Annotated in this window: 24 protein-coding genes; 16 read left to right on the forward strand and 8 right to left on the reverse strand. The window is 40.5% G+C overall.

Annotated features, from left to right (window positions below):
- Positions 1–7: 7 nt before the first annotated feature.
- The 10 genes from AN390_RS04255 to AN390_RS04300 all read left to right on the forward strand — a co-directional run bounded on the left by AN390_RS04255 (position 8) and on the right by AN390_RS04300 (position 7472).
- Positions 8–340, forward strand: coding sequence for a Na+/H+ antiporter subunit G (locus AN390_RS04255; RefSeq protein ID WP_004585897.1), 333 nt, complete (start codon positions 8–10; stop codon positions 338–340).
- Positions 341–633: 293 nt separating this feature from the next.
- The gene (locus tag AN390_RS04260) at positions 634–1131 is read left to right on the forward strand and encodes a DUF2059 domain-containing protein (protein WP_055253051.1); all 498 of its coding nucleotides are present in this window, start codon (positions 634–636) and stop codon (positions 1129–1131) included.
- 150 nt (positions 1132–1281) lie between these two features.
- Positions 1282–1719 (forward strand): MerR family transcriptional regulator, encoded by a 438-nt coding sequence (locus AN390_RS04265; RefSeq protein WP_055253052.1) that lies wholly within the window; start codon positions 1282–1284, stop codon positions 1717–1719.
- Complete coding sequence (locus AN390_RS04270; RefSeq protein ID WP_055253053.1) at positions 1716–3959, forward strand: heavy metal translocating P-type ATPase; 2244 nt, start codon at positions 1716–1718, stop codon at positions 3957–3959. The genes AN390_RS04265 and AN390_RS04270 overlap by 4 nt, the downstream gene beginning before the upstream one ends.
- A 10-nt stretch (positions 3960–3969) precedes the next feature.
- The gene (locus AN390_RS04275) at positions 3970–4320 is read left to right on the forward strand and encodes a cupredoxin domain-containing protein (RefSeq protein ID WP_055253054.1); all 351 of its coding nucleotides are present in this window, start codon (positions 3970–3972) and stop codon (positions 4318–4320) included.
- Between the two features lie 101 nt (positions 4321–4421).
- The gene (locus tag AN390_RS04280) at positions 4422–4637 is read left to right on the forward strand and encodes a TIGR02450 family Trp-rich protein (RefSeq protein ID WP_024033778.1); all 216 of its coding nucleotides are present in this window, start codon (positions 4422–4424) and stop codon (positions 4635–4637) included.
- 539 nt (positions 4638–5176) lie between these two features.
- On the forward strand, positions 5177–5389 hold the full coding sequence (locus AN390_RS04285; RefSeq protein WP_004585903.1) for a calmodulin-like protein: 213 nt from the start codon (positions 5177–5179) through the stop codon (positions 5387–5389).
- A gap of 422 nt (positions 5390–5811) precedes the next feature.
- Positions 5812–6015: a hypothetical protein gene (locus AN390_RS04290; protein WP_024033777.1), complete on the forward strand. Its 204-nt coding sequence runs from the start codon at positions 5812–5814 to the stop codon at positions 6013–6015.
- A gap of 73 nt (positions 6016–6088) precedes the next feature.
- Complete coding sequence (locus AN390_RS04295; RefSeq protein ID WP_029772194.1) at positions 6089–6295, forward strand: EF-hand domain-containing protein; 207 nt, start codon at positions 6089–6091, stop codon at positions 6293–6295.
- A gap of 232 nt (positions 6296–6527) precedes the next feature.
- A complete protein-coding gene (locus AN390_RS04300; protein WP_055253055.1) occupies positions 6528–7472 on the forward strand; it encodes an EAL-associated domain-containing protein in 945 nt (314 codons plus the stop codon).
- 52 nt (positions 7473–7524) lie between these two features.
- Here the strand turns inward: AN390_RS04300 and AN390_RS04305 are convergent, their stop codons facing one another.
- Positions 7525–9147, reverse strand: a complete 1623-nt coding sequence (locus AN390_RS04305; RefSeq protein WP_055253056.1) for a M28 family metallopeptidase — start codon at positions 9145–9147, stop codon at positions 7525–7527.
- Between the two features lie 155 nt (positions 9148–9302).
- Between AN390_RS04305 and AN390_RS19780 the strand changes: the two genes are divergently transcribed.
- Positions 9303–9452: a hypothetical protein gene (locus AN390_RS19780; RefSeq protein WP_024033773.1), complete on the forward strand. Its 150-nt coding sequence runs from the start codon at positions 9303–9305 to the stop codon at positions 9450–9452.
- A 55-nt stretch (positions 9453–9507) separates the two neighbouring features.
- On the opposite strand, the gene AN390_RS04310 is transcribed toward AN390_RS19780, so the two are convergent.
- A complete protein-coding gene (locus AN390_RS04310; RefSeq protein WP_236695071.1) occupies positions 9508–10533 on the reverse strand; it encodes an MBL fold metallo-hydrolase in 1026 nt (341 codons plus the stop codon).
- Between the two features lie 182 nt (positions 10534–10715).
- Here AN390_RS04310 and AN390_RS04315 point away from each other — a divergent pair, with 182 nt between their 5' ends.
- Positions 10716–11309, forward strand: coding sequence for a TetR/AcrR family transcriptional regulator (locus AN390_RS04315; RefSeq protein ID WP_024033771.1), 594 nt, complete (start codon positions 10716–10718; stop codon positions 11307–11309).
- Between the two features lie 56 nt (positions 11310–11365).
- On the opposite strand, the gene AN390_RS04320 is transcribed toward AN390_RS04315, so the two are convergent.
- Positions 11366–11605, reverse strand: coding sequence for an RNA recognition motif containing protein (locus AN390_RS04320; RefSeq protein ID WP_055253058.1), 240 nt, complete (start codon positions 11603–11605; stop codon positions 11366–11368).
- Between the two features lie 161 nt (positions 11606–11766).
- Here AN390_RS04320 and AN390_RS04325 point away from each other — a divergent pair, with 161 nt between their 5' ends.
- On the forward strand, positions 11767–12021 hold the full coding sequence (locus AN390_RS04325) for a hypothetical protein (RefSeq protein ID WP_055253059.1): 255 nt from the start codon (positions 11767–11769) through the stop codon (positions 12019–12021).
- Positions 12022–12235: 214 nt separating this feature from the next.
- Positions 12236–13513: a VCBS domain-containing protein gene (locus AN390_RS04330; RefSeq protein WP_055253191.1), complete on the forward strand. Its 1278-nt coding sequence runs from the start codon at positions 12236–12238 to the stop codon at positions 13511–13513.
- Here AN390_RS04330 and AN390_RS04335 read toward each other — a convergent pair.
- Entirely contained in the window at positions 13502–14440 is a 939-nt protein-coding gene (locus tag AN390_RS04335; RefSeq protein WP_024033768.1) for a LysR family transcriptional regulator, read from the reverse strand. The two genes, AN390_RS04330 and AN390_RS04335, sit on opposite strands and share 12 nt — an antisense overlap.
- 148 nt (positions 14441–14588) lie before the next feature.
- On the opposite strand from AN390_RS04335, the gene AN390_RS04340 reads away from it, so the two are divergent.
- Together AN390_RS04340 and AN390_RS04345 are read left to right on the forward strand one after the other, a co-directional pair.
- Positions 14589–15821: an efflux RND transporter periplasmic adaptor subunit gene (locus AN390_RS04340; protein WP_055253060.1), complete on the forward strand. Its 1233-nt coding sequence runs from the start codon at positions 14589–14591 to the stop codon at positions 15819–15821.
- Positions 15822–15823: 2 nt separating this feature from the next.
- Complete coding sequence (locus tag AN390_RS04345; RefSeq protein WP_055253061.1) at positions 15824–18952, forward strand: efflux RND transporter permease subunit; 3129 nt, start codon at positions 15824–15826, stop codon at positions 18950–18952.
- Between the two features lie 64 nt (positions 18953–19016).
- On the opposite strand, the gene lipA is transcribed toward AN390_RS04345, so the two are convergent.
- The 4 genes from lipA to AN390_RS04365 all read right to left on the reverse strand — a co-directional run bounded on the left by lipA (position 19017) and on the right by AN390_RS04365 (position 22432).
- The gene (gene lipA / locus AN390_RS04350) at positions 19017–19982 is read right to left on the reverse strand and encodes a lipoyl synthase (RefSeq protein ID WP_004585911.1); all 966 of its coding nucleotides are present in this window, start codon (positions 19980–19982) and stop codon (positions 19017–19019) included.
- Positions 19979–20632: a lipoyl(octanoyl) transferase LipB gene (lipB, locus tag AN390_RS04355; protein ID WP_004585912.1), complete on the reverse strand. Its 654-nt coding sequence runs from the start codon at positions 20630–20632 to the stop codon at positions 19979–19981. The genes lipA and lipB overlap by 4 nt, the downstream gene beginning before the upstream one ends.
- Positions 20633–20651: 19 nt before the next feature.
- Complete coding sequence (ybeD, locus tag AN390_RS04360) at positions 20652–20930, reverse strand: DUF493 family protein YbeD (RefSeq protein ID WP_024033764.1); 279 nt, start codon at positions 20928–20930, stop codon at positions 20652–20654.
- A gap of 341 nt (positions 20931–21271) precedes the next feature.
- Positions 21272–22432 carry a serine hydrolase gene (locus tag AN390_RS04365; RefSeq protein ID WP_004585914.1) on the reverse strand — a complete coding sequence of 387 codons (1161 nt, stop codon included), beginning with the start codon at positions 22430–22432 and terminating at the stop codon, positions 21272–21274.
- Positions 22433–22677 lie beyond the last annotated feature (245 nt).

Genomic DNA, 22677 nt, shown 5'->3' on the forward strand with positions numbered 1-22677 from the left:
TATTATAATGATAAGCGAGTGGGTTGTATCAATATTACTACTTTTTGGTGGGCTATTTATTTTAATAGGGTCGCTGGGCTTAATTAAATTACCTGATTTTTACATGCGCTTACACGGCCCTACTAAAGCAACAACATTGGGTATGGCCAGCATATTAATTGCTGCAATGGTGTTTTTTGCAACGTCGGTGCACACCATAAGCGTAAAAGAGATTTTAATTACCGTGTTTTTATTAATTACTGCCCCTATTAGTGGGTATATGTTAATAAAATCAGCGATTCATCATAAGCTTAAAGCAAAAGAAGGCACAAAAGGGCTCGATAACGTAGAAGACGATTAGCCCCTGTGCACTGATAAAAAGGCCAAATAAACATGTTTTATTTGGCCTTTTTAGTATGGGTTTACACATTTACAAACTATTTTATACCCGTTCGCATAATTAAGTAATTTATTCTGAGGCTGGTAAAACGTGTTGATAATTTAGTAAAAAAAATTAGCTATTTAGTTGTTCTGAATGAGCATTTTTTAACGTAAGTAGCGACCCGTTTAGCCCCGCAAAATGAGTAAGTATTATTGCGGATTGGTATTAATCATGTGAGTATGGTCTTACTTTTTATATTTAAGGATATGACAATGGCTAAGGCACTATTACTTTCGTTACTTATATTTTCTGGCAGCGTATTGGCTGACGAAGCAACTAAGCAGCAAAAAATAGACGAGCTGATAAACGTGATGAACATGGATGCTATGGTTGACTCAATGTACGGGCAAGTTGAAGGCATGATGAAAAATATGTCTGCACAAATGGGTGTTAAGCCCTCTGAGCAAGCTATTTTTGATAAATACTACGCAGATATGACCAACGTACTTAAAACCGAAATGAGCTGGAAAAAAATGCAGCCGATGATGGTTAACGTTTACGACAAACATTTTAACGAGCAAGAAATTGCCGACATGCTGGCGTTTTATAAAACTGAAACAGGGCAAAAAATTCTCCAAAAAATGCCCGTGGTAATGCAAGAGTCTATGCAAATGTCGCAAGGCCTAGTGCAAGATGCAATGCCAAAAATTCAGCAAATAGCCGGTGAGCTAAGTGAAGAGCTAAAAGCCTCTCGCCAACAAGAAAATTAATCTCTCTGCCTCCTTTTAAGCGCGCTCATTAGCGCGCTTTTATTTTATCAGCTCCAGTAAATTTAAATTATGCTTTAATGCTCCCCTCTATTGACCTGTGTGTCACACATAGGTTTACAATTGAGCTCTAAAATCTAAGGGGGCTAAATTATGTATGTTAAGCAATTAGCGAAGTTAATGGGTGTAACGCCTGATACAGTTCGTCATTACACACGAATAGGCCTTTTATCGCCCATACGTAGCCAAAGTAATGGTTATCAACAATATACAAAAGCAGACCGCCAACGTTTACAGTTTATTATAAGCGCCCGAAAGCTCGGGTTTTCCCTAAAAGATATACAGCATATCATTGGCGAGTCAGAACAAGGGCATTGCCCATGCCCCCTTACACGGCAAATTATTGCAAAACGTTTAGAAGAAACCGAAGCCTTGTTTCAAGAAACCCTTAAATTACGAGTGCGTATGCAAGCGGCGTTAAAACAGTGGGAAACATCGGCAGACGGCGCTGTTGCAAGTGATGTGTGTAGCTTAATAGAGACGTTTGTTGACCCACTTGTTGAGCCAAATAAAAGCGGAGATGTGCAATGAGTAGCAGTAAAACAACAGAGCAAAACTTTATTATTGAAGGTGCTAATTGTGGCAGTTGTGTAGCCAAAATAGAAAAAGCCCTCAATAGTGTGCAAGGCGCAAACAATGTCGAAATGAACTTTGCAGATCGCACCGTACGAGTAGAGGGTAGCGCGCAGCAAAGCACATTAATTAGCGCCGTTGAAAATATAGGTTACGGCGCAAAACCTATGGATAACACATCAGAGCAAGATGCGCTTGATGAAAAAGCCAAGTCAGACGAGGCACATTACAAAAAGCTAATGCGCAACATGATGCTGGCTTTAGGTGTGGGCGTACCGCTTATGATTTATGGGCTTATTTTTGATATGAGCGTGACAACCACTAACCAGCGAATTGCATGGGGTGTGGTCGGTATTATCACGTTTGTCGTTATGGCTGTAGCAGGTAAGCAATTTTATAAAGGCGCTTGGCAGTCATTTAAAAATCATGGTGCTAACATGGATACGCTTATTGCTTTGGGAACGGGCACTGCGTGGTTATATTCAATGTTTGTTGTACTTGCGCCTAGCTTACTACCTGAGGTTGCAAGGCACGTTTATTTTGAAGCTTCTTCAATGATAATTGGGTTAATTAGTTTAGGCCTAGCTTTTGAAGTGAAAGCGCGTGGACGTACTTCGCAGGCTATTAAGCGTTTAATTGGCTTACAAGCAAAAACAGCCCGTGTAATACGCGATGGCGCAGAGCAAGATATAGACATTAGTGATGTGCAAAAGGGCGACCATGTAAGGGTACGCCCAGGCGAAAAGATCCCGGTAGATGGTGATGTGCTCGAAGGTAGCAGCAGATTAGATGAATCTATGCTCACGGGTGAGCCTATGCCAGTGAGTAAACAAGCTGGCGATAAAGTGGTTGCTGGCAGCATTAATAAAAGTGGTACATTATTATTTGAAGCCACACATATAGGCCAAGAAACAACCCTTGCCAATATCATTAATATGGTAAAACGCGCGCAAAACTCTAAGCCTTCAATAGGGCGATTAGCCGATGTTATATCGGGCATTTTTGTGCCCACAGTAATGATGATTGCGATATTAGCAGCCCTTGCATGGTTGAATTTTGGCCCAGCCCCTTCAATTGCTTATGCAGTGGTAGCGTTAACCACCGTGCTGATTATTGCATGCCCGTGTGCGCTGGGTTTAGCAACGCCTATGTCGGTAATGGTGGGAATAGGTAAAGCCGCCGAGTTTGGCATATTAATTCGCAATGGCGAGTCACTGCAAACGACCTCTAAAATTACTACCATGATTTTAGATAAAACCGGGACTATCACCCAAGGTGCACCACAGGTAACAGATGTTGTAACGTTTAATAACGCAGATGAAAATAACGTAATGCAATTAGTTGCAAGCCTAGAGAGTAGCTCTGAGCACCCACTTGCGGAGGCGATTACACAGTACGCTCAAAAACAAAATGTAACCTTGAGTAAAGTTACCGACTTTGATGCGATTACCGGTAAAGGTGTAAGTGGAACGGTGAATGAGCAAACACTGTTATTTGGCAATAAAGCGCTTATGGATAAATACGAGATTGCAGTTGATGACGCCACAGAGCAAGCACACACCTTTGCAAATGATGCAAAAACCCCGATGTACTTTGCCTGTAATAACCAACTTATGGCCTTAATTGCGGTGGCGGACCCGCTAAAAGAAGACTCAGTACAGGCAATCAAGCGCTTGCAAAATGAAGGTATTCATCTAGTAATGCTCACTGGCGATAATAAAGCGACCGCACACGCTGTGGCTAAAAAAGTCGGTATTGATGATTTTATCGCAGAAGTGTTGCCAGAGGATAAAGTAAACGAAGTCACTAAACGCCAGCAGCAAGGCGAGATTGTAGGCATGACGGGTGATGGGATCAATGATGCCCCCGCGCTTGCTAAAGCAGATGTCGGTTTTGCAATTGGCACAGGTACAGATGTAGCCATAGAAAGCGCCGATATTACCTTAATGCGTGGCTCACTGCATGGCCTTGCCGATGCTATTGCCATTAGCAGCGCAACAATTAAAAACATTAAACAAAACTTGTTTGGTGCCTTTATTTATAACGTTGCGGGCATCCCTATTGCAGCCGGTGTGTTGTATCCGTTTATTGGTGTACTACTAAACCCAGTAGTGGCGGGCGCAGCTATGGCGCTTTCATCACTGACAGTCGTCACCAATGCTAATCGCTTACGTTTTTATAAACCCAATAAGCGCTAAGGAGTCGATAATGTTAATGATAAATTTACTTGGTGCAGTATTAATAGTGGCCATTATTTATTGGTTTTGGCTTTATAAGCCAAAGCAAATACACAGTAATGATAATACGCAAACCATAGTGGTAGATAACGGCGTTTATCAACCAAGTCATATAAAGGTGGCGGCCAATAAAAAAGTAACACTTACATTTGATAGAAAAGACAGTGCACCGTGCGCCGAAACTATGGTGTTCCCGCAGCTTGATGTAAGTGAAAGCCTTGCAATGGGAGATAATAAAATCATTTTGCCTGCACTTAAAGCAGGAGAGTACGACTTTCATTGCCAAATGAAAATGTATAAAGGTAAGTTAATCGCTGAGTAACCAGTAAGTTGATGAAGTAACATTAATACGGCCTAACTTTATGTTGAGCTAAACAACGGGTTATGTCGTATTAGTGTTAATTAAGCACACTAGATTATTTAATGAATAACTTAAACCCTAAAAAATTACTAAACAGTAAGTGGACTGCCACTCCAGCTATCAATAAAGAAAAACACTTTATCATTGTAGAAGTAGAATACGATGAAGAGGGTAATGTAATTGAATGCATTACCGAGTCGGTATTTTCTAAAAATCAGTACTCAATACGCTGGCGAGATTTAAAAGACACACAAAAATGGCGTCAAGGCTGGAAGTAGTTAAATTGTTTTTATACTTTAAAAACGCCAATTTGTTATGCCCAACTAAATGCAATGCGCTCCCTTTTTAATCCCTGCCTTTTACTAAATTCGCCATTTGGCAACAAATGCCTGTTTTTTACAGGCTTGCCATGCTTTTAAAAAATAAACGCTAAATATTTTTTAAATATCAATATATTTCAATTGGTTATGTTTTAGGTTTTATGACGTTTAATTGTTTTAATTAAGCTGTTCAGCTTTAGTTTATTCTTAAACTTCCCCAGATTATGTTTTTAGTTAGCTTTTAGCTCATGTGTGGCTTTTTTATAAATCATAAGCTGTTGATTCTAATGGTTTATTTTAAGTGGCTCATCTAGCTGTTGCTAAAAAGCAACAAAAATACCTCTCGAAATTTAACCTTTTCATATACTTATTGTATAACTCGTTGTTTATTAAGTAAAAATAAAACATGGCACTGAAGTTGTAATAGTTAAGCTGTATTAAGCAAAACGTGGGTAACGCCAATTGGCTACTCCCCTAACCCTATGAAGGATTTCATTATGAAAAAGGCACAATCAACATTGGTATTAATGGCTTTAGCCTCTTCATCAGCGGCTTTTGCAGTAACAGATTTTGACACACTCGATAAAGATGGCAGTGGCACATTAAGCCCGTTAGAAGCATCTGCGGATGCTGAATTAATGAGTCAGTTTACAAAACTTGATACTGACAAAAACAACGAGCTATCTAAGAGTGAGTTCGACAAAGCATAAGTGAGTGCTTTGAGTAGTTAACGCCCAGTGGCACGTTAATTCTGAGTTGCCAAAGACAACCTAAGTAGGCAAGGGAGCTTACCATAAAGAATAACAAGGACAGTGTAATACACAGGGCATTTTATTATAAACGCATAGCGAAGGAATCGATATGTAAAAGCGATACCCAACTTTGCTTGCAATAGCGCTGGTATTTTCTGGCACATTTGCAAAGTTTGATACCAACACAAACGGTAAACTTTTTAAAGCAGAGGTTTTACAAGCGTAGACGATTAATGCGCTGTGGTGTAAGCATAATTCTGAGTTGCCAAAGACAACCTAAATAGGCAAGGGAGCCTATTAAAAAGAATAACAAGGAAGTGAATTGTAACCACCTCAGTGCAAATTTATACAGGTAATGCATATTATTGAAGGATTACATTATGACTAAGCTGAAAACAACACTTGTACTTATCACCTTGGTGTCATCATCGGTGGTATTGGCAAATACAGAGTTTAAAACACCTATGCAAGGCGAAGGTGGTTTAACAAACCAAAGTGATCAATCAGCAGAACAAATAATGCAGCAATTAAATATGCAAAGCCGAAATGGCCTAACCGAAAACGATTTTTTTGAATACAAATAACCGATTCTCCCTTTATGGATCTCAGAAAAGGATTTCTTCCCCTTTGCCAGGCACTTAGCCTAAGGAAATGATTATGAAAAAATTTATCGCACTTCTAGCCCTTGCCTCTTCATCAGCGGCGTTTGCCGCGGTCGACTTTAACAGTTTTGATGCCAATGGCGATGGCGTAATTAGCAAAACAGAAGCACAAGCCAACGCACAGTTAGCACGGTTGTTTGATAAGCTCGATACAGATAAAAATGGTGAGCTTTCACAGCAAGAGTTTTCTAAAGTACAATAATTTTATGGCGTAGTTTTACGCGCTTAAAATTTATCAGGTCATACTCACAAAGCAGTTAAGTAACATTTACTTAGCTGCTTTTTTTGTGCATGGCGCAGGCATAACTGCTTTTTCACCAAATAGGTGCAAATGAGCGCAAGTTAAAACCTTAACCTGATGAATAAAAACACTTTTTATACTTGGTTTTAAACTTGCTTAGTTAACGCTATAGCAACTGAGTGAGTACACAATTATGGCGCGAATGAGTTATATAAGTAGTGTTGAGCGCTACCATGAGTATGAGCAAGTAATACACAGCTTGCTTGACTCTATTTTAATGAGTATTGAAGACGGGCTTAACAAAAATCGAGATACGCGTTTTTTAGTAAAGCAATATCCCTTTTTAGAGCTGCAATATTGTTTAAACGAATCTGGGCTTCAGCAAGGCAATAACGTTTGCTTTAAGCGTGCCTATAAAAAATTAGCCGAGCAAGGCAATCAGCAAGACTTAAGTGAGCGCCCTTACTTTTTACAATCTAAACAAACCGATTCGGTGTGCTTTACCGATCCGTATATTTCTATCGCAACTAATCATGTATGTATTTCGGCTATTAAAGAGCTAAAAAAGCCAATTAACCAGCAGCATTATTTAGTGTTAGACGTATGCTTAACCCAGTTAATTGAGTTTGTAATGGGAGACAGCGCGCGTGCCGGTATTTCGCCTTATTTTAAAGCGGGTTATGGGGTGATTGTGGCGTGTTTATTTACTTTGGTACTCTTTTTACTGAGCATAGTATTTAACGATATATATGCATTATTAACCCACTTTGACTCAGCGTCTGATCCTCTCGAGCCCTTTAGCATTATTATATATATTACTTTAGCGTTGGCCGTGTTTGATTTAGGAAAGACCATTCTCGAAGAAGAGATTTTAATGCATAAGGATATATTTAGGCACTCTTCTACACGGCGCACAATTACTCGGTTTATATCTACCGTGCTAATTGCAATATCTATTGAGGCGCTATTAACCATGTTTAAGGCAGCGTTGGGGCAGGCTGAATACTTATTACCGGCCATTGCGATGATGCTTGCGGTGGTAGGGCTTTTAATAGCCTTGGCTATTTATGTGTATTTAGGGGCCAAAGCCGAAACCTTACTAATGCGGGCGCGCTCAAAATTAAAACCCTCCAAGTAGGAGGATTTTAATGCGATTGGTATGATTATTATTTAGCTTTAAACTTTACCTGCTAATGCGGCTTATCTTGCTCGCGCTTTGCTTTAAAGTCTGAGTCACTCGTCCATGTAGGCCAATCGCCATTGTTAGCAAGCTTTGTGGCTATATCAACAATAAGCTCTATGTCTTGCTTTACGCCACCTAAGGACCACTGCGGCGAGTAATCGTCGGCTTCTTTATGGTATTTATGCGCAATGTAATCAGGGTCGGTATCGCCAAGGCTCATAAATAATAAACTCGGCACACCTTGCTTAGCTAAAGAAAAATGATCTGATCTAAAAAACAAACCGTTTTGCGGGCGGGGGTCCATTTTAACAACGCGACCTTGTGCTTTTGCCGCGTTTGCTAGGTAGTTTTCTAGGGTGGATAAATCCTTACCGTATTGCAAAATGTAATCGGTGCCATCTAGCACGTTCATTCCGTCAATATTTAATAGCCCGACCATTTGTTTAGTGGGCACAACGCCACCGGTTGCAAACTCTTGCGAGCCAATGAGGCCAGTTTCTTCTGCGGTAAAATTAGCAAATAAAATAGAGCGTTTAAACGGTGTTTGCTGGTGGATTTGATTCATAATGCGGGCAATTTCAAGTGTGGCCGCTGTGCCAGAGGCATTATCCACTGCACCGTTATAAATTTTAGGGCCGCTGTCGGTTTGCTTGGTACCAAAATGATCCCAATGAGCACCTATTACCACGTACTCATTAGGGGCGTCGCTTCCTGTAATTTGCGCAACTACGTTATGTGATTTGGCATGCGATACTTCGTTTTTAAATGAAAGGTTGGCTGTTAAATTAAGCGCTGTGGCTTTAAAGTCATCACTTAAAGCCTTTTGTTTTAAATTTTGATAGTTAAGCTGTGCGGCATTAAAAATTTGCTCAGTAGTATTAAGTGTTAGCCAGCCCATAACTGGGAGCTTAGAAGCGTTTAGGTTATTGTCCATCAGGGTGTATTTAGTCCCTGTGTTTGAGCTTTCAACCACGCCCCAAGGGTAAGCCGCAGGGGCAGTTTCGTGCACAATAAATACTGCTTTGGCACCTTGGCGTGCGGCTTCTTCGTATTTGTAAGTCCAGCGGCCGTAGTAGGTCATAGCATTACCTGTAAATAACGCATCGTTTTGTGTAGCAAAGCCAGGGTCGTTTACCAATACAATAACGGTTTTACCTTCAACATTAATGTTTTCGTAATCGTTCCAGTTGTATTCGGGGGCATTAATACCGTAACCCACAAATACAATGTCAGAGTTTCGTACATCTATTACTGGCTGTAATTGCTCTGTACGGGCGGTAAAATCGTTACCTGCTTTAAACTTTAAGTCGCCTACCTGAAATTGCATATTTTGATTGGCCGTGACCATTGCCATTTTTACCGGCTGTAAAAACTTGCCATTATACGCCCCAGTTAAACCCATAGCTTCGTATTGCTCGCTCAAGTAACCCACGGTTTTTACTTCACCATGAGTAAGTGGGCCGCGACCTTGAAAGTCATCAGAGGCGAGCGTTTTTATATGCTGTTTAACGTTATTTAGGCTTACGCCGGGCGTATTTTCTAAAGAAGAATGCTCGCTTGCAGGTTCAGAGCAACCAAAGAGAGCGACTAGCAGGCTTAGGCTAGCGCTTTTAAAAAGAGTAGAGGCCATAGTTTTCTGAATAGTTTTAAAAATTGGCTTTTAATATAAAGGAAGCACTGATGTGAGTCGAATATTTATCATCTTGCCAGTTCTATTTTTCAAAAATTGAAAATTGCCGGTGTAGGGTGTATAAATAATCGACAACAATAAATGGAGCACACACAATGAGCCAATCTAAAAAAAGCGGATACCTGTTTATAGGCAGCGGCGTAGCATTTTTTGCAGCAGCTTTGCTCGCACAGCAAGCGATGTTTTTTGCTTTAGCTGCATCTTTTGTAGTGTTAGGTACAATTAGTATAAAAAAAGCGGCTTAATAGCCGCTTATTTAATTAACACCTTGTAATAAATACCTTTAAAACACCTACCAAATTAGTTTTTCCACCATTTATGGGTTATTGCAGCGTCGGTAGGGGTAAATATTTGTCCAAACTCGGGTGTACTCAATGTTACGTTATTTATGTTGCTTGCAGCCGTTACTCGTTCAAATGGGTCAACCCAAGCATGAAACGCCAAGTCAAACGTACCGTTATGAATAGGCACTAAAGTTTTACCTTGTAAATCAATATGAGCTTGAACCGATTGCTCTGGTGTCATGTGTATATCGGCCCAATCTTTGTCGTAGGCGCCTGTCTCAATTAGGGTTAAATCAAAAGGACCGTACTTGTTACCAATTTCTTTAAAGCCTGCGAAATAACCCGAATCACCACTAAAATAAACACTTTGCTGGGAGGTTTTAATAACCCACGAACCCCACAGTGTGTTGTTTGCATCACTTAATCCACGGCCCGAAAAATGCTGGGTAGGAGTAAAGGCAACTAATGCATGTTCGGTTTGTAACTCCTGCCACCAGTTAAATGTGCTAATTTTGTTTTCATTCACTCCCCACTTAACTAAATCGGTATCTACACCAAGTGGCACATAAAACTGCTTAGTTTTTGCAGACAGCTTTTTAATAGCTGATTTATCAAGGTGATCGTAATGGTTGTGCGAAATAAGCACCTTATCGATTGGTGGCAGTTCGCTAATACTAATAGGTAATTTAGAAAAGCGCTTTGGCCCTACAAAAGAAAAAGGAGATGCGCGCTCACTAAATACCGGATCGAGTAACCAGTATTCGCCATGCACTTTTAAAAGCACGCTAGAGTGGCCAAGTTTAATGACATGCACAGTATTATTTGCAAGGGAGTTAAGCATTTTTGCTGTAACACTTTTAATTGCAATGGGCTTTTTAGGTGTAATGTTGGTACGCTTTTCTGTTATGTAACGCCCTAAAATTCCGAGTGTTTTCTTAAAGCTATTCGGCTCAACGTGTTGATGGTTATGAAATCTACCATTTTCGTAGTTATCTACATTAGGTGCTTCATTAACACCTTGCGCACCTATCTGTTTATTCACGCTACAACCTCCAAAAACAATGATGGCGATGATCACAACTACCCATTTTATAAATGTCATCGTTAAACCTTAAAGTAAACTAATGAGTGTAGTTTTTCATTGTTTTGATGAAAAGTAAACTATACAGTGCATTTTTTTATTGTTTAGTTAAAATGTAGCTATTAACAATTGCAGAACCCATTATGAAATTATCAGAAAAAAAACGCATAAATATTCTTCAAGCAGCAGAGCATCTGTTTTTTGAAAAAGGTGTAGAGCACACTAGTATGGATCAAGTTGCTGCAAAAGCGGAGGCTTCTAAGCGAACTGTTTATAATCACTTTGCGACAAAAGAAGAGCTATTTCAGGCTATTTTAACGACTATGCTGGCTAAAATTAATCATGGTGATGTTATTTACTTTAATAAAAATCAACCAATTGATTTGCAGCTTACTGCTATTGCCGAGCAAGAAGTGGCTATGCTTACATCGCCTGATTTTTTACGTTTAGCTAAAATTGCCTTTATGCAAATGCTACAAGAGCCGCAGCTAGCAAAGTCTTTAAGTAATAATACTATGGGGTGTATGACTTATTTAGAAGATTTTTTAGAGCAAGCTAGAACAGCAGGTGTTTTAAAAGGTGATGAGCTAAATATAGCTGCTAAACAGTTTGTGTATCAATTAAAATCGTTTGTGTTTTATCCGCTACTTTATGGGTTTGAAACAATAACAGAGCAGCAAAATAATAAAGTAATTGAACAAACAGTCAGCTTATTTCTGGCTAAATATAAAGCGTAAACTTAAAAGTAAAAAACCAGCAAATAGCTGGTTTTAATCATATAGCAAGTAACTAATTACTCATCTGCGTATTTTACGCGAATTTTGCTTTTATCAACGCTTAATTGATTAAGTGCTTTAATAGCGCTTCTACTTTCTATGTCGTTTGGCATTTCTACAAAGGCAAAACCTTTTGATAAACCAGTGTCTTTATTAAGCACCAAGTTACAGGTAGTTACTTTACCGTGTGCTGCAAACAACGTGCGAAGGTCTTGCTCTGTGGTAGCGCGAGACAAATTACGAACTAATAATTTCATATATAACCTAAATAAGGGGTTCGCTGAGGATTATCTCAAGTAACTTGGTTTTAACCTAATTTTATTTAGCCTTTTATTTAATTTGGGAGAAAAGAGCAAATATTTACAATGCATAAAAAATATACTAAATTCAAAATAAGTTTAAATTAAGAGGGACGATTATGAAAAAAGTACTAGTTTGTATTTCTGCTTTATTGTTAACAGCTTGTAATTCCACCACAAGTTCAAATAATGATACTATTGTTTTGCTAAACGCTGAAAAAACAAATGCTATTAGTTATCATAAAACATATAAAGAGTGTCAATCTGCAAAAATTTTGCAAGACATTAGAAGTAAAGCTGAATGGGCTCGCAACTCTGTTGCAAATAGGTCAACACATGTTAGTGGTTTTAAATTAGCTACTTGTGAAGGTTAACTTATAAAAGCCGGTAGATAATCGGCTTTTTCATTTTGTACCTTCCTTGTCCAATGAAGCCACCCTTCCAAATATACTGCTAAAATCAAGTTATCTCCTTATTAAGTTAAAACCGATTTCGTTATTCTGGTAATAAAAATCTAGTTATTAAAACAAATAATTGGTAAGTTATATTTCACTTTATTTACTTACCATTAACCTGGGCTGGTTGTTTATGTCAAAGTTTGGCTTGCGTGTTTTAACTATTACTTGTGTTTGTTCTTTGGGTATTTTAGCTGTAGGGTGCGGCAGCTCAGGGTCAAAAAGTGAGCCTGTAAATGCATCGGTTGTAGCGCAAAACGCCGCAGTAATTAGCGGTCAAACAGCTGTAAGTATTGAAAACACCCGCGATATAGCAATTACAGGTGAACTATCTATAACGGATGCACAAGCCAATGAGGCAGTATTTAAAACGCAAAGCAATAACACCACAACTTATGGTTCATTTAGCTTAACTGAGGATGGTAATTGGTCATATACACTTAATGGCGAGCATGCCACTGTGAGTGCATTAAACGAGGGCGAAACCTTACTTGATGAAATAACCGTCACATCGGCAGATGGCACCGAAGCGACAGTGTCTATAAGCATTATAGGCACTGCAGGCCGTGATGATTTTATAGTAACGCAAGAAACAACCCTCAATGCCGATGGCGAAAACACAGGGCTAAGTGCTTATACATTAATAGAAAATGCGTTTAGTGAAGGTGCAATTGAATCGCCTGATATGTATAGCGGTAATCATCAAAATGTTGTGCATATTATTGAAGATACTGACTCAACTGTAGGTAATCACTTTGTGTTTTTAGCACATCGTGATGAAGACCAAGATAAAGATAAGGGCGCAACCGACCGCCAGCGCAACGAAATAAAAGCCTTTGATAAATCGCCCGCCGCAACACTTGCCTTTAGAGACGAAACCGTACAATACAGTTGGAAGTTTAAAGTCTCTAGCGAGCTTGAGCTAAGTAGTAAATTTAGTCACTTTTTCCAAATAAAAGCCCGTAACGACAGCAACGACAATACCAATGGCAACGACGACCAACCTATTATTACGCTCTCTGGTGCACAAAAAAACAGTACAGGTAATCAGCTGCAAGTACGTTATAGCGCAGGCTTTGATGAAAACGGTAACAGCACAGGGCTTGATAAAAACCTTATCGAAACCGACTGGTCACTTATTACTGATGAATGGGTAGCGGTATTTGTACAAGCCACTTTTAGTGAAGCGGGGCAATTTGAAATGACCCTAACCCGCTTAAGTGACAACGAGGTGCTATTTAGCATTAGCGAGCAAAACATAGATATGTGGCGTGGCTTTAGCGATGATGACTTTGCCCGTCCTAAATGGGGTATCTATCGTTCAATAGTCGAAACCGATAGCCTTCGCGCTGAAGAAGAGCAAGTAAGATTTGCTGATTTTGTGATTAAAAAAGGCGTTTTAGCGCAGTAAATATTTGCCTAGTTTTTTATCGTGGCTACTTACACGTTGTTGAATAATAGCCACTATGTGACGGCGTATCCACTGCAAACCGGCATCGTTGTCTTGGCGCTTATGCCAAATAACAGAGACAGGCGTTGGTGGCGTATCAATAGGGCTTTTTAAAACCACGAGCTTATTGGTAAATATTTCCTGCTCAAGCGCTATTGAGGGAATGACACAAATAAGATCGGTATTTTTAAGAATATTAGGTACATTTGCCGCGTTATTTACCGTCATCGCTACTCGGCGTTTTAACCCTAATACTCTTAGTGCTTGATCAGATGGCCCTAAAATATCGCCCGTAATTGATACTAATAAATGATCTGTATTAGCAAAGTCAGTAATACTTAAAGGGGCATTAGCAAGCGGGTGGTCAGGGCGCATAAGTACAACATATTTAGGCTTTAATAAGTGCTCGGCTCTAATAACGTTTTCAGACAGGGTGTAGCGATTAATAGCCAGTTCGGCTTCGGCGTCTTTAAGTACATTGGCAGCCTCTACCGCCCGATTAGGGATTGCATGGATATTGATGCCTGGGGCCTGCTGCTCAATAATTTTACGAAGAGGCCCCCATATCATTTCTACAAATATATCAGCGGCAGAAATACGAAAAGTGCGCTGCGCTGTCGCTGGGTTAAATTCACTTTGGTTTATAGCATGCTCTAATGATCCAAGTGGCCCCTGTATTTGCCCCCATAAATTGTTAGCAAATGCTGTAGGTTGAATATTTCGGCCATCTTTTATAAATAACTCTTCTCCCCACGCTGCGCGCATACGTGCAAGCGCATTAGATACCGCAGGTTGTGTCAGCGATAATTGCTCTGCTGCACGAGTGATACTGCCTTCAGTCATGATGGCATCAAAAATCATTAGTAAATTAAGCTCTTGAGGACGCATATAGCACCGTTATAAATTCTAAATGTAAGATTATTTTACATCATTTTTAGTGATGTGTTTTATACAATAATATAATTATTTTTATGCTTTTGCCGCGTTCATAATATAAGCAGATTTTAACACAACTCGTACAGCAAGAGAGTTAACTATGTCAGCTATATATAAATTTACATACACGTTTATTATTGCGCTATTAGCGATAATACTGGGTGCATGCAGCGATAAGCCAAGTTCTATTCAAAGTAATGATGATTCTACGCAAGGGGTGTCCGTAGAAGTGGCCGAAGTAATAAGTCAGCGAATAACCGAGTGGGACAGCTTTACAGGGCGGCTAGAGTCGCCGCAAATAGTGTCTTTGCGTCCTCGCGTATCTGGTTATATTGAAGCGGCAGTATTTGAAGAGGGTGAGCTGGTAAATAAAGGCGACACCTTATTTTTAATTGATAGCCGCGAATTTAATGCACAAGTAAACCGCCTAACAGCGCAACTTGATGAAGCAAAAAGCCGCTTAAAACTAGCAAAGCAAGATTTTAATCGAGCTAAAGAGCTATTTAAAAGTAAATCAATATCTAAAGAGTTATTAGAGACCCGAGGCGCAGAGGTTGACCAAGCAAATGCCTACGTAGCACAAAGTAATGCATCCCTTGAGCTTGCACAGCTAAACAAAACCTTTACACGCGTAGAAGCGCCTATTTCTGGGCGAGTGTCTCGTGCGTTAATTACCGAGGGCAACTATGTCAGTGCAGGGCAAACTGTAATGACCTCTATTGTCTCTACAGAGCAGGTTTATGCCTATTTTGATATTGATGAAGCAACATGGCTTAACTATCAACAAGCGCACCTTGATAACAATCAACCTACCGCGTTACCTGTGGCGATGCGTTTAGCGAATGAGCAAGATTACCAACACTGGGGCAAGCTTGATTTTGTTGATAACCAAGTAAATACCCAAACCGGTACATTACGCGTGCGGGCTGTATTTAATAATCAAGACGGCGCGCTTTTACCTGGGTTATTCGCCCATTTAAAATTAGCCGGGGGCAATACTGAGCAAGGTATTTTAATTGCTGAGAAAGCCATTGGTACTGATTTAAATAATAAATACGTTTTAACGGTTGATGAGCAAAATAAAGTGCAATACCGCGCCATTACTTTAGGCGACAAAGTGGGTGAGCTACGAGTTATTAAACAAGGTTTAAAAAGCGGCGAACGCATAGTAGTTAATGGCTTGCAGCGCGTGCGCTCTGGCGTACTCATTACGCCAGAATTAATTAATATGGCAAAGCAAAGTACTTTAAACGAGTTACAAGCTTGGCAGCAAAAGGTTGATAACCAAAACCGCTTAGCCAATGCCGAGCCAACACTTGAAATAGGCATGTAATAATGAATTTTTCTCAGTTTTTTATTCATCGACCTATTTTTGCAGCGGTTTTATCTATTCTTATTTTTATAGGGGGTGCCATAGCTATATGGCAGTTACCTATTACAGAATACCCAGATGTAGTACCCCCCACGGTTGTTGTTACAGCTAACTACCCAGGTGCAAATCCTAAGGTAATAGCCGAAACCGTGGCCACAGTGCTTGAACAAGAGATAAACGGCGTAGAAAACATGCTGTACCAGTCATCGCTTGCAAACTCTGCCGGCACCATGACATTAACAGTCACCTTTGCGATAGGGAGCGATCCCGACGAAGCAACTACCTTGGTACAAAATAGGGTAAATAGAGCAATACCTCGCCTACCAGAGGAAGTACAAAGGCTAGGTGTGGTCACCGAAAAGTCATCACCGAACCTTACCTTAGCGGTACACATAACTTCGCCTACAGGGCGATACGACAGTTTGTACCTGTCTAATTATAGCGATCAATTTATAAAAGATGAGCTAAAGCGCATTAATGGCGTGGGCCAAGTACGTGTATTTGGCGCAGGCGATTACAGTATGCGTGTGTGGCTAGAGCCTAACAAATTAGCGGCGCTCAATTTAAATCCAAGTGATGTAGTCAATGCTATTCGCTCGCAAAATCAGCAAGCTGCGGCAGGAAGCCTAGGCGCACAACCCATAGGCACCAGTGAGTTTCAATGGCTTATCAATGTAGAAGGGCGCTTAATAGAGCAAGATGAATTTGAAGAAATAATCGTAAAAACGGGCGATAACGGCGAAATTACACTGCTAAAAGATGTTGCTAGAGTAGAGCTAGGTGCAGATAGTTATACCCTTAGGCCACTTCTTAATAATGAATCCATTGCCGCTGTGCCTGTTTTTCAAGCGCCAGGCTCTAATGCATTACAAATTTCTGACGATGTGCGCGCTAAAATGGCTGAATTGTCGGCGCTATTTCCAGAGGGCATGAGCTATGAAATAGTGTATGACCCTACCGTATTTGTAAGGGGCTCTATTGAAGCCGTAGTCGATACATTATTTGAAGCGGTTTTATTAGTTGTGTTGGTCATTGTGCTGTTTTTACAAACATGGCGAGCATCTATTATTCCGCTGGTGGCAGTGCCAATTTCATTAGTGGGCACCTTTGCTTTTATGCATTTAATGGGATTTTCACTTAATGCGTTGTCGTTATTTGGCTTGGTGTTAGCAATCGGTATTGTTGTTGATGATGCCATTGTTGTGGTCGAAAACGTTGAAAGGAATATCAGTGAGGGATTAAGTCCTATTGATGCAACCACTCAAGCAATGAAAGAAGTAACAGGGCCTATTATTGCCACTACTTTAGTGCTTGCTGCGGTGTTTATTCCTACTGCGTTTATGAGCGGTTTAACAGGGCAATTTTATCGTCAATTTGCTCTTACAATTACTATTTCAACAGTGCTTTCTGCCATTAACTCGCTTACGCTAAGCCCCGCGCTGGCTGCGTTATTACTCAAACCTCATGGGCAAGACAACGATTGGTTAAGCCGTGCCATTAATAAATTATTTGGCCGTTGGTTATTTGCGCCTTTTAACAAAATGTTCGATAAAGCCTCGGGTAAATTCACAGGAGCCGTTGGCCGAATAGTGCATAAGGGCGGCATAATTGGTGTGCTATACGTTGGTTTACTGGCCTTAACGTGGCAGCAGTTTGAAAATACGCCAACAGGGTATGTTCCGCCGCAGGATAAAATGTATCTCGTCGCTTTTGCGCAATTACCTAATGCAGCATCGCTAGATCGCTCTGAAGCGGTGGTTCGCCAAATGTCAGAGATAATCAGGGCGCACCCAGGCGTTAGTGACGCCGTCGCCTTTGCAGGTTTAAGCATTAATGGTTTATCTATAAACCCAAGTTCGGGGATGATGTTTACACCGTTAGAGCCGTTTTCAAAGAGGCAGGGCCCGCGCATGTCGGCAGCTGAAATAGCGGAAGATTTAAATAAACAACTTAGTCAAATAAAAGGCGCTAATGTTGCTATATTTCCGCCTCCTCCAGTAAGGGGAATGGGCACTATTGGTGGCTTTAGGCTGCAGCTTGAAGATAGAGGTTCATTAGGGTTTGACACCTTGCAGCAAGTAACAAATGAAGTAATTGCTAAGGCTAAAGCCGATCCCGCTCTTGCTAATGCGTTTACCAGTTTTACAACCGACGTACCGCAGCTAGATGTAAAGGTAGACCGTAAAAAGGCACTAAGCTTAGGGCTTGAAATAAACACCTTGTTTGAAGCGATGCAAGGCTATTTGGGCACAGTTTATGTGAACGACTTTAATTTATTTGGTCGCACGTATCAGGTAAATGTGCAGGCAGATGCACCCTACAGGGAAGATGTAGAGCAAATTAAGCAATTAAAAGTGCGCAATAAAAATGGCGATATGATCCCCCTTGGCGCAGTGCTTAGTATTGAGCATAGTTTAGGGCCAGATAGAGTAATGCATTATAACGGCTATGTTACGGCTGAGGTTAACGGCGTACCCGCACCAGGGTATAGCTCTGACCAAGCTAAAGCCGCAATAGAAAAAATACTCGATGAAACACTGCCAATGGGTATTGCGTATGAGTGGACTGACATAACCTATCAGCAAATTTTAGCGGGCGATACTTCAATGTATGTATTTCCACTTATTGTATTGCTTGTATTTTTGGTTTTAGCAGCGCAGTACGAAAGCTTACGTTTGCCTGTCGCTATTATTTTAATTGTGCCTATGACATTGCTAAGTGCGCTGATTGGTGTGGCTATTTATGGTGGTGATAATAATATTTTCACCCAAATTGGCCTAATCGTGTTGTTTGGACTTGCCACTAAAAACGCTATTTTAATTGTTGAGTTTGCAAAAGAGCTGCAAGATACCGGTATGGATGCATTTAATGCCATTAAAGAGGCGAGCCGGTTGCGATTACGGCCAATATTAATGACCTCAATAGCATTTATTATGGGGGTTGTACCTATGGTGTTTTCATCGGGAGCAGGCTCTGAAATGCGCCAAGCTATGGGTGTTGCGGTATTTTCTGGCATGATAGGCGTAACGGTATTTGGCTTAATACTTACACCTGTGTTTTATTATATACTTAAACGCAGTGGTAAAAATTAAACCGACAAAAAAGCCCTTAGCAATTTAATTGCTAAGGGCTTTTTTAATGCGTTTTAAAAAGTAATTATTTTACTTCTTTACCTGCAGCTTGTTGGTCAGCGTGATAGCTTGAACGAACAAATGGGCCAGAGGCAGCATGCGTAAAGCCAATTTCATCAGCGTATTCTTTTAGTGCGTCAAATTCCGCTGGTGGCACGTAACGTTTAACTGGCAAGTGATGCTTAGAAGGCTGTAAGTATTGGCCAACGGTAAGCATGTCAACGTTATGCGCACGTAGGTCACGTAATACTTCTTCTATTTCACTAATTTCTTCACCTAGGCCAACCATTAAGCCAGACTTAGTTTTTACCTCTGGGTGCGCTTCTTTAAAGCGACGAAGTAATTCTAACGACCATTTGTAATCGGCACCCGGGCGCGCAAGCTTGTACAAACGCGGGGCAGTTTCTAGGTTGTGATTAAACACATCAGGTGGCGTTTCAATTAAAATCTCCAGAGCACGGTCCATGCGACCACGAAAATCTGGCACTAAAATCTCAATAGTAATGGTTGGGTTGTGCTTACGGATTTCGCGAATACAATCGGCAAAATGCTGTGCGCCGCCATCACGTAAATCATCACGGTCAACCGAGGTAATAACCACGTAGCTAAGCTTCATGTCTTTAATTGTCAGTGCAAGCTTTTCAGGCTCTGCTGCATCAGGTTTTAGTGGGCGACCATGGGCAACATCACAAAATGGGCAACGACGAGTACAAATAGCACCTAAAATCATAAAGGTAGCAGTACCGTGGTTAAAACACTCAGAAAGGTTAGGGCATGAGGCCTCTTCACATACTGAGTGTAAGCCGTGCTTGCGCATAGCTTGTTTTATACCGTCGATACGCTCGGTAGATTTTGGTAAGCGAATTTTAAGCCACTCTGGCTTGCGCAACATTTCAGTTTTTTCTGTAGGTAAAACTTTAACGGGGATCAACGCCATTTTTTCTGCGTCGCGTAGTTTTACACCTGGTTCCATTTTGACTGGTTTATTCATTCGTTTTCAAACCCTTCAGTATGCTTAACCTGTGTTGCATTAAGCTTCTTTATCATGTGTTTTACCAGCCCTTCACCTGCTTGTGCTAAGTTTTGAGGGCCGTTTAATTCTTTCGTTTGCACCATGTTCATGCCAGCATAACCACACGGGTTGATGCGTAAAAACGGGCTTAAGTCCATGTTAACATTTAATGCTAATCCATGAAACGAGCAACCACGACGAACACGTAATCCTAATGATGCAATTTTACTGTCGTTTACGTACACACCGGGTGCATCGGCTTTTGCGTAGGCTTTAATATCATACTCATTAAGGGTATCAATAATGCACTCTTCAAGCCATGTCACAAGCTCGCGCACACCGATTTTTAAGCGGCGCAAGTTAAATAATACATACATCATTTGTTGGCCGGGGCCATGGTAAGTAACTTGCCCGCCACGGTCTACCTTAATGACTTCTATGTCACCAGGGGCGAGTAAATGCTCATCTTTACCAGCTTGGCCTTGTGTAAATACACTCTCGTGCTCTACAAGCCAAATTTCATCTGGCGAGCTGTCGTCACGGGTGTCGGTATAGGCTTGCATTTTTTGCCAAATTGGCATGTAACGCTGACGGCCTAGTTGGCGTACGATTAAAGTGTTTTCGTTCACAACAAGTCTCAACTATGGCTTAAAGCATATGGCGTACGTCATCAATGTTGCTGATCACGTTGTAAATTTCTTCTATGTGTTTACCGCTTGTCACTGTGGCAACAAACGTTACCGACTCATAATTGCCTTTACTGCTTGGCTTTACTTTTGGTGCGTAGTCACCAGGTGCAATAGGTTGTAATTTAGCTAAAATTTGTTCCGTAAGGTTAACGTTTGCTAAACCCATAACTTTAAATGTGAACGGACATGGGTACTCAAGGTACTCATCAAATTTAGTATTTTTAACAGGTTGAACCACGACGGTGACTCCTCAAACAAAAAATGTTGGCTACGTGAGATAATATCAATCCGCAATAAGACTTAATCATTTTGCGGGGCTAAACGTGTTGCTACCTGCGTTAAAAATGCTCATTTAGAACAACTAAATAGCGATTTATTAGCCAAGTTATCAACACGTTTTTCCAGCCTCAAAATAGATTACTTAATTAACCGAATTGGTATAACGCTAAGCGTGACTGGCAGGTTTAGGGTGATCCTGCTTATATGGGGCGCATTCTAGCATTTTTCAAGCAAAAAAAAACGCCTCATAACAGAGGCGCTTCGTTTAACAACCCAACTACTGTCGGGTTATTTTTACGTTTACATAATTTGTAAACGTAAGTAGTCGTAAATTTTGCTAAAGAAGCTGCCTTCTTCCACTTCTTCAAGTGTAACTAGTGGGTATTGTGCAATGTCTTCGCCCTCTAGTTGTAAGAATAACGTACCTACTTTAGTGCCTTTCGCTAATGGTGCTTCAAGCGTGTTGTCTAGCTCAAAGTTAGCTTTAAGGTTTTTATGTTGACCACGTGGAATGGTAATTGGGGTATCTTCTAAAATGCCTAACGATACATTTTCTTTATTACCCATCCAAATACGTTGTTCTGCAAAGCTGTCGCCTGCTTTGTAAGGTGTAATTGTTTCAAAAAAGCGAAATCCGTAGTTAAGTAGTTTTTTGCTTTCTACTTTACGTGCGCGCTCGCTTGATGTGCCCATAACAACCGCAATTAAACGCATGTCGTTTTTAGTTGCAGACGTTACTAAACTATAACCTGCTTCTGATGTGTGACCCGTTTTAATGCCATCAACATCTAGGCTTTCATCCCATAACAAAGAGTTACGATTATATTGTTTAATGCCGTTGTAAGTAAACGATTTTTGCTTATAAAGTGCGTACTCATCAGGTACATCACGAATAAGTGCAGCGCCTAGGGTCGCCATATCACGTGGGGTAGTGTAATGCTCGTCTGTATCTAAACCGTGGCTATTAATAAAGTGGCTGTTGCTCATACCTAATTTAGCGGCATGGGCATTCATTAAATCAGCAAATGCGCTTTCGCTACCTGCAATGTGCTCAGCCATGGCTACACATGCATCATTACCAGATTGAATAATAATACCGTGATTAAGCTCATCAACACTTATTTGCTTGCCTACTTCAATAAACATTTTTGACGATTCAGGGAAGTTTTTAGCCCAGGCTTTTTCGCTCACTGTAACCATATCGGTGGGTGCAATGTTACCGGCGTTTATTTCTGTACCAATTACATAACTGGTCATCATTTTAGTTAAGCTTGCAGGGGCTAGCTTTGTATCAGCTTCACCTTCAGCAATAACTTTACCTGTCGTAAAGTCTACTAAAAAATAACCTTTTGCATTAATTTGAGGTGGAGCCGGAATAATTTGGGCGCTGGCTGAAAATACGGCGGCTGTGCAAACTAAGCCGCATACACCTTTGAGGATTTTATGTTTAATTGATTTCATCATACTCATTAATGGTTAAAGTTAAAAATTCGCGTTAGTCCATCTTATACCCAAACTACCCCGAGATGCGAGCGTCGTTGGAATTAAAAACAACTTAGACAAGGTATTGATTGTCAATAATAGTCACTCTATTGTTCAAATCAATAACGCAGTATAAATCGTTTTTAAACCACGCTTTAGGGCGTTTCACTGAGGCTGATTTTCTGTGTTGTTATTTTTTAAAAGGGATTGCCATTTAAAAAAAT

The sequence above is a fragment of the Pseudoalteromonas sp. P1-11 genome (assembly GCF_001399995.1).
Lineage (GTDB): Bacteria > Pseudomonadota > Gammaproteobacteria > Enterobacterales > Alteromonadaceae > Pseudoalteromonas > Pseudoalteromonas atlantica.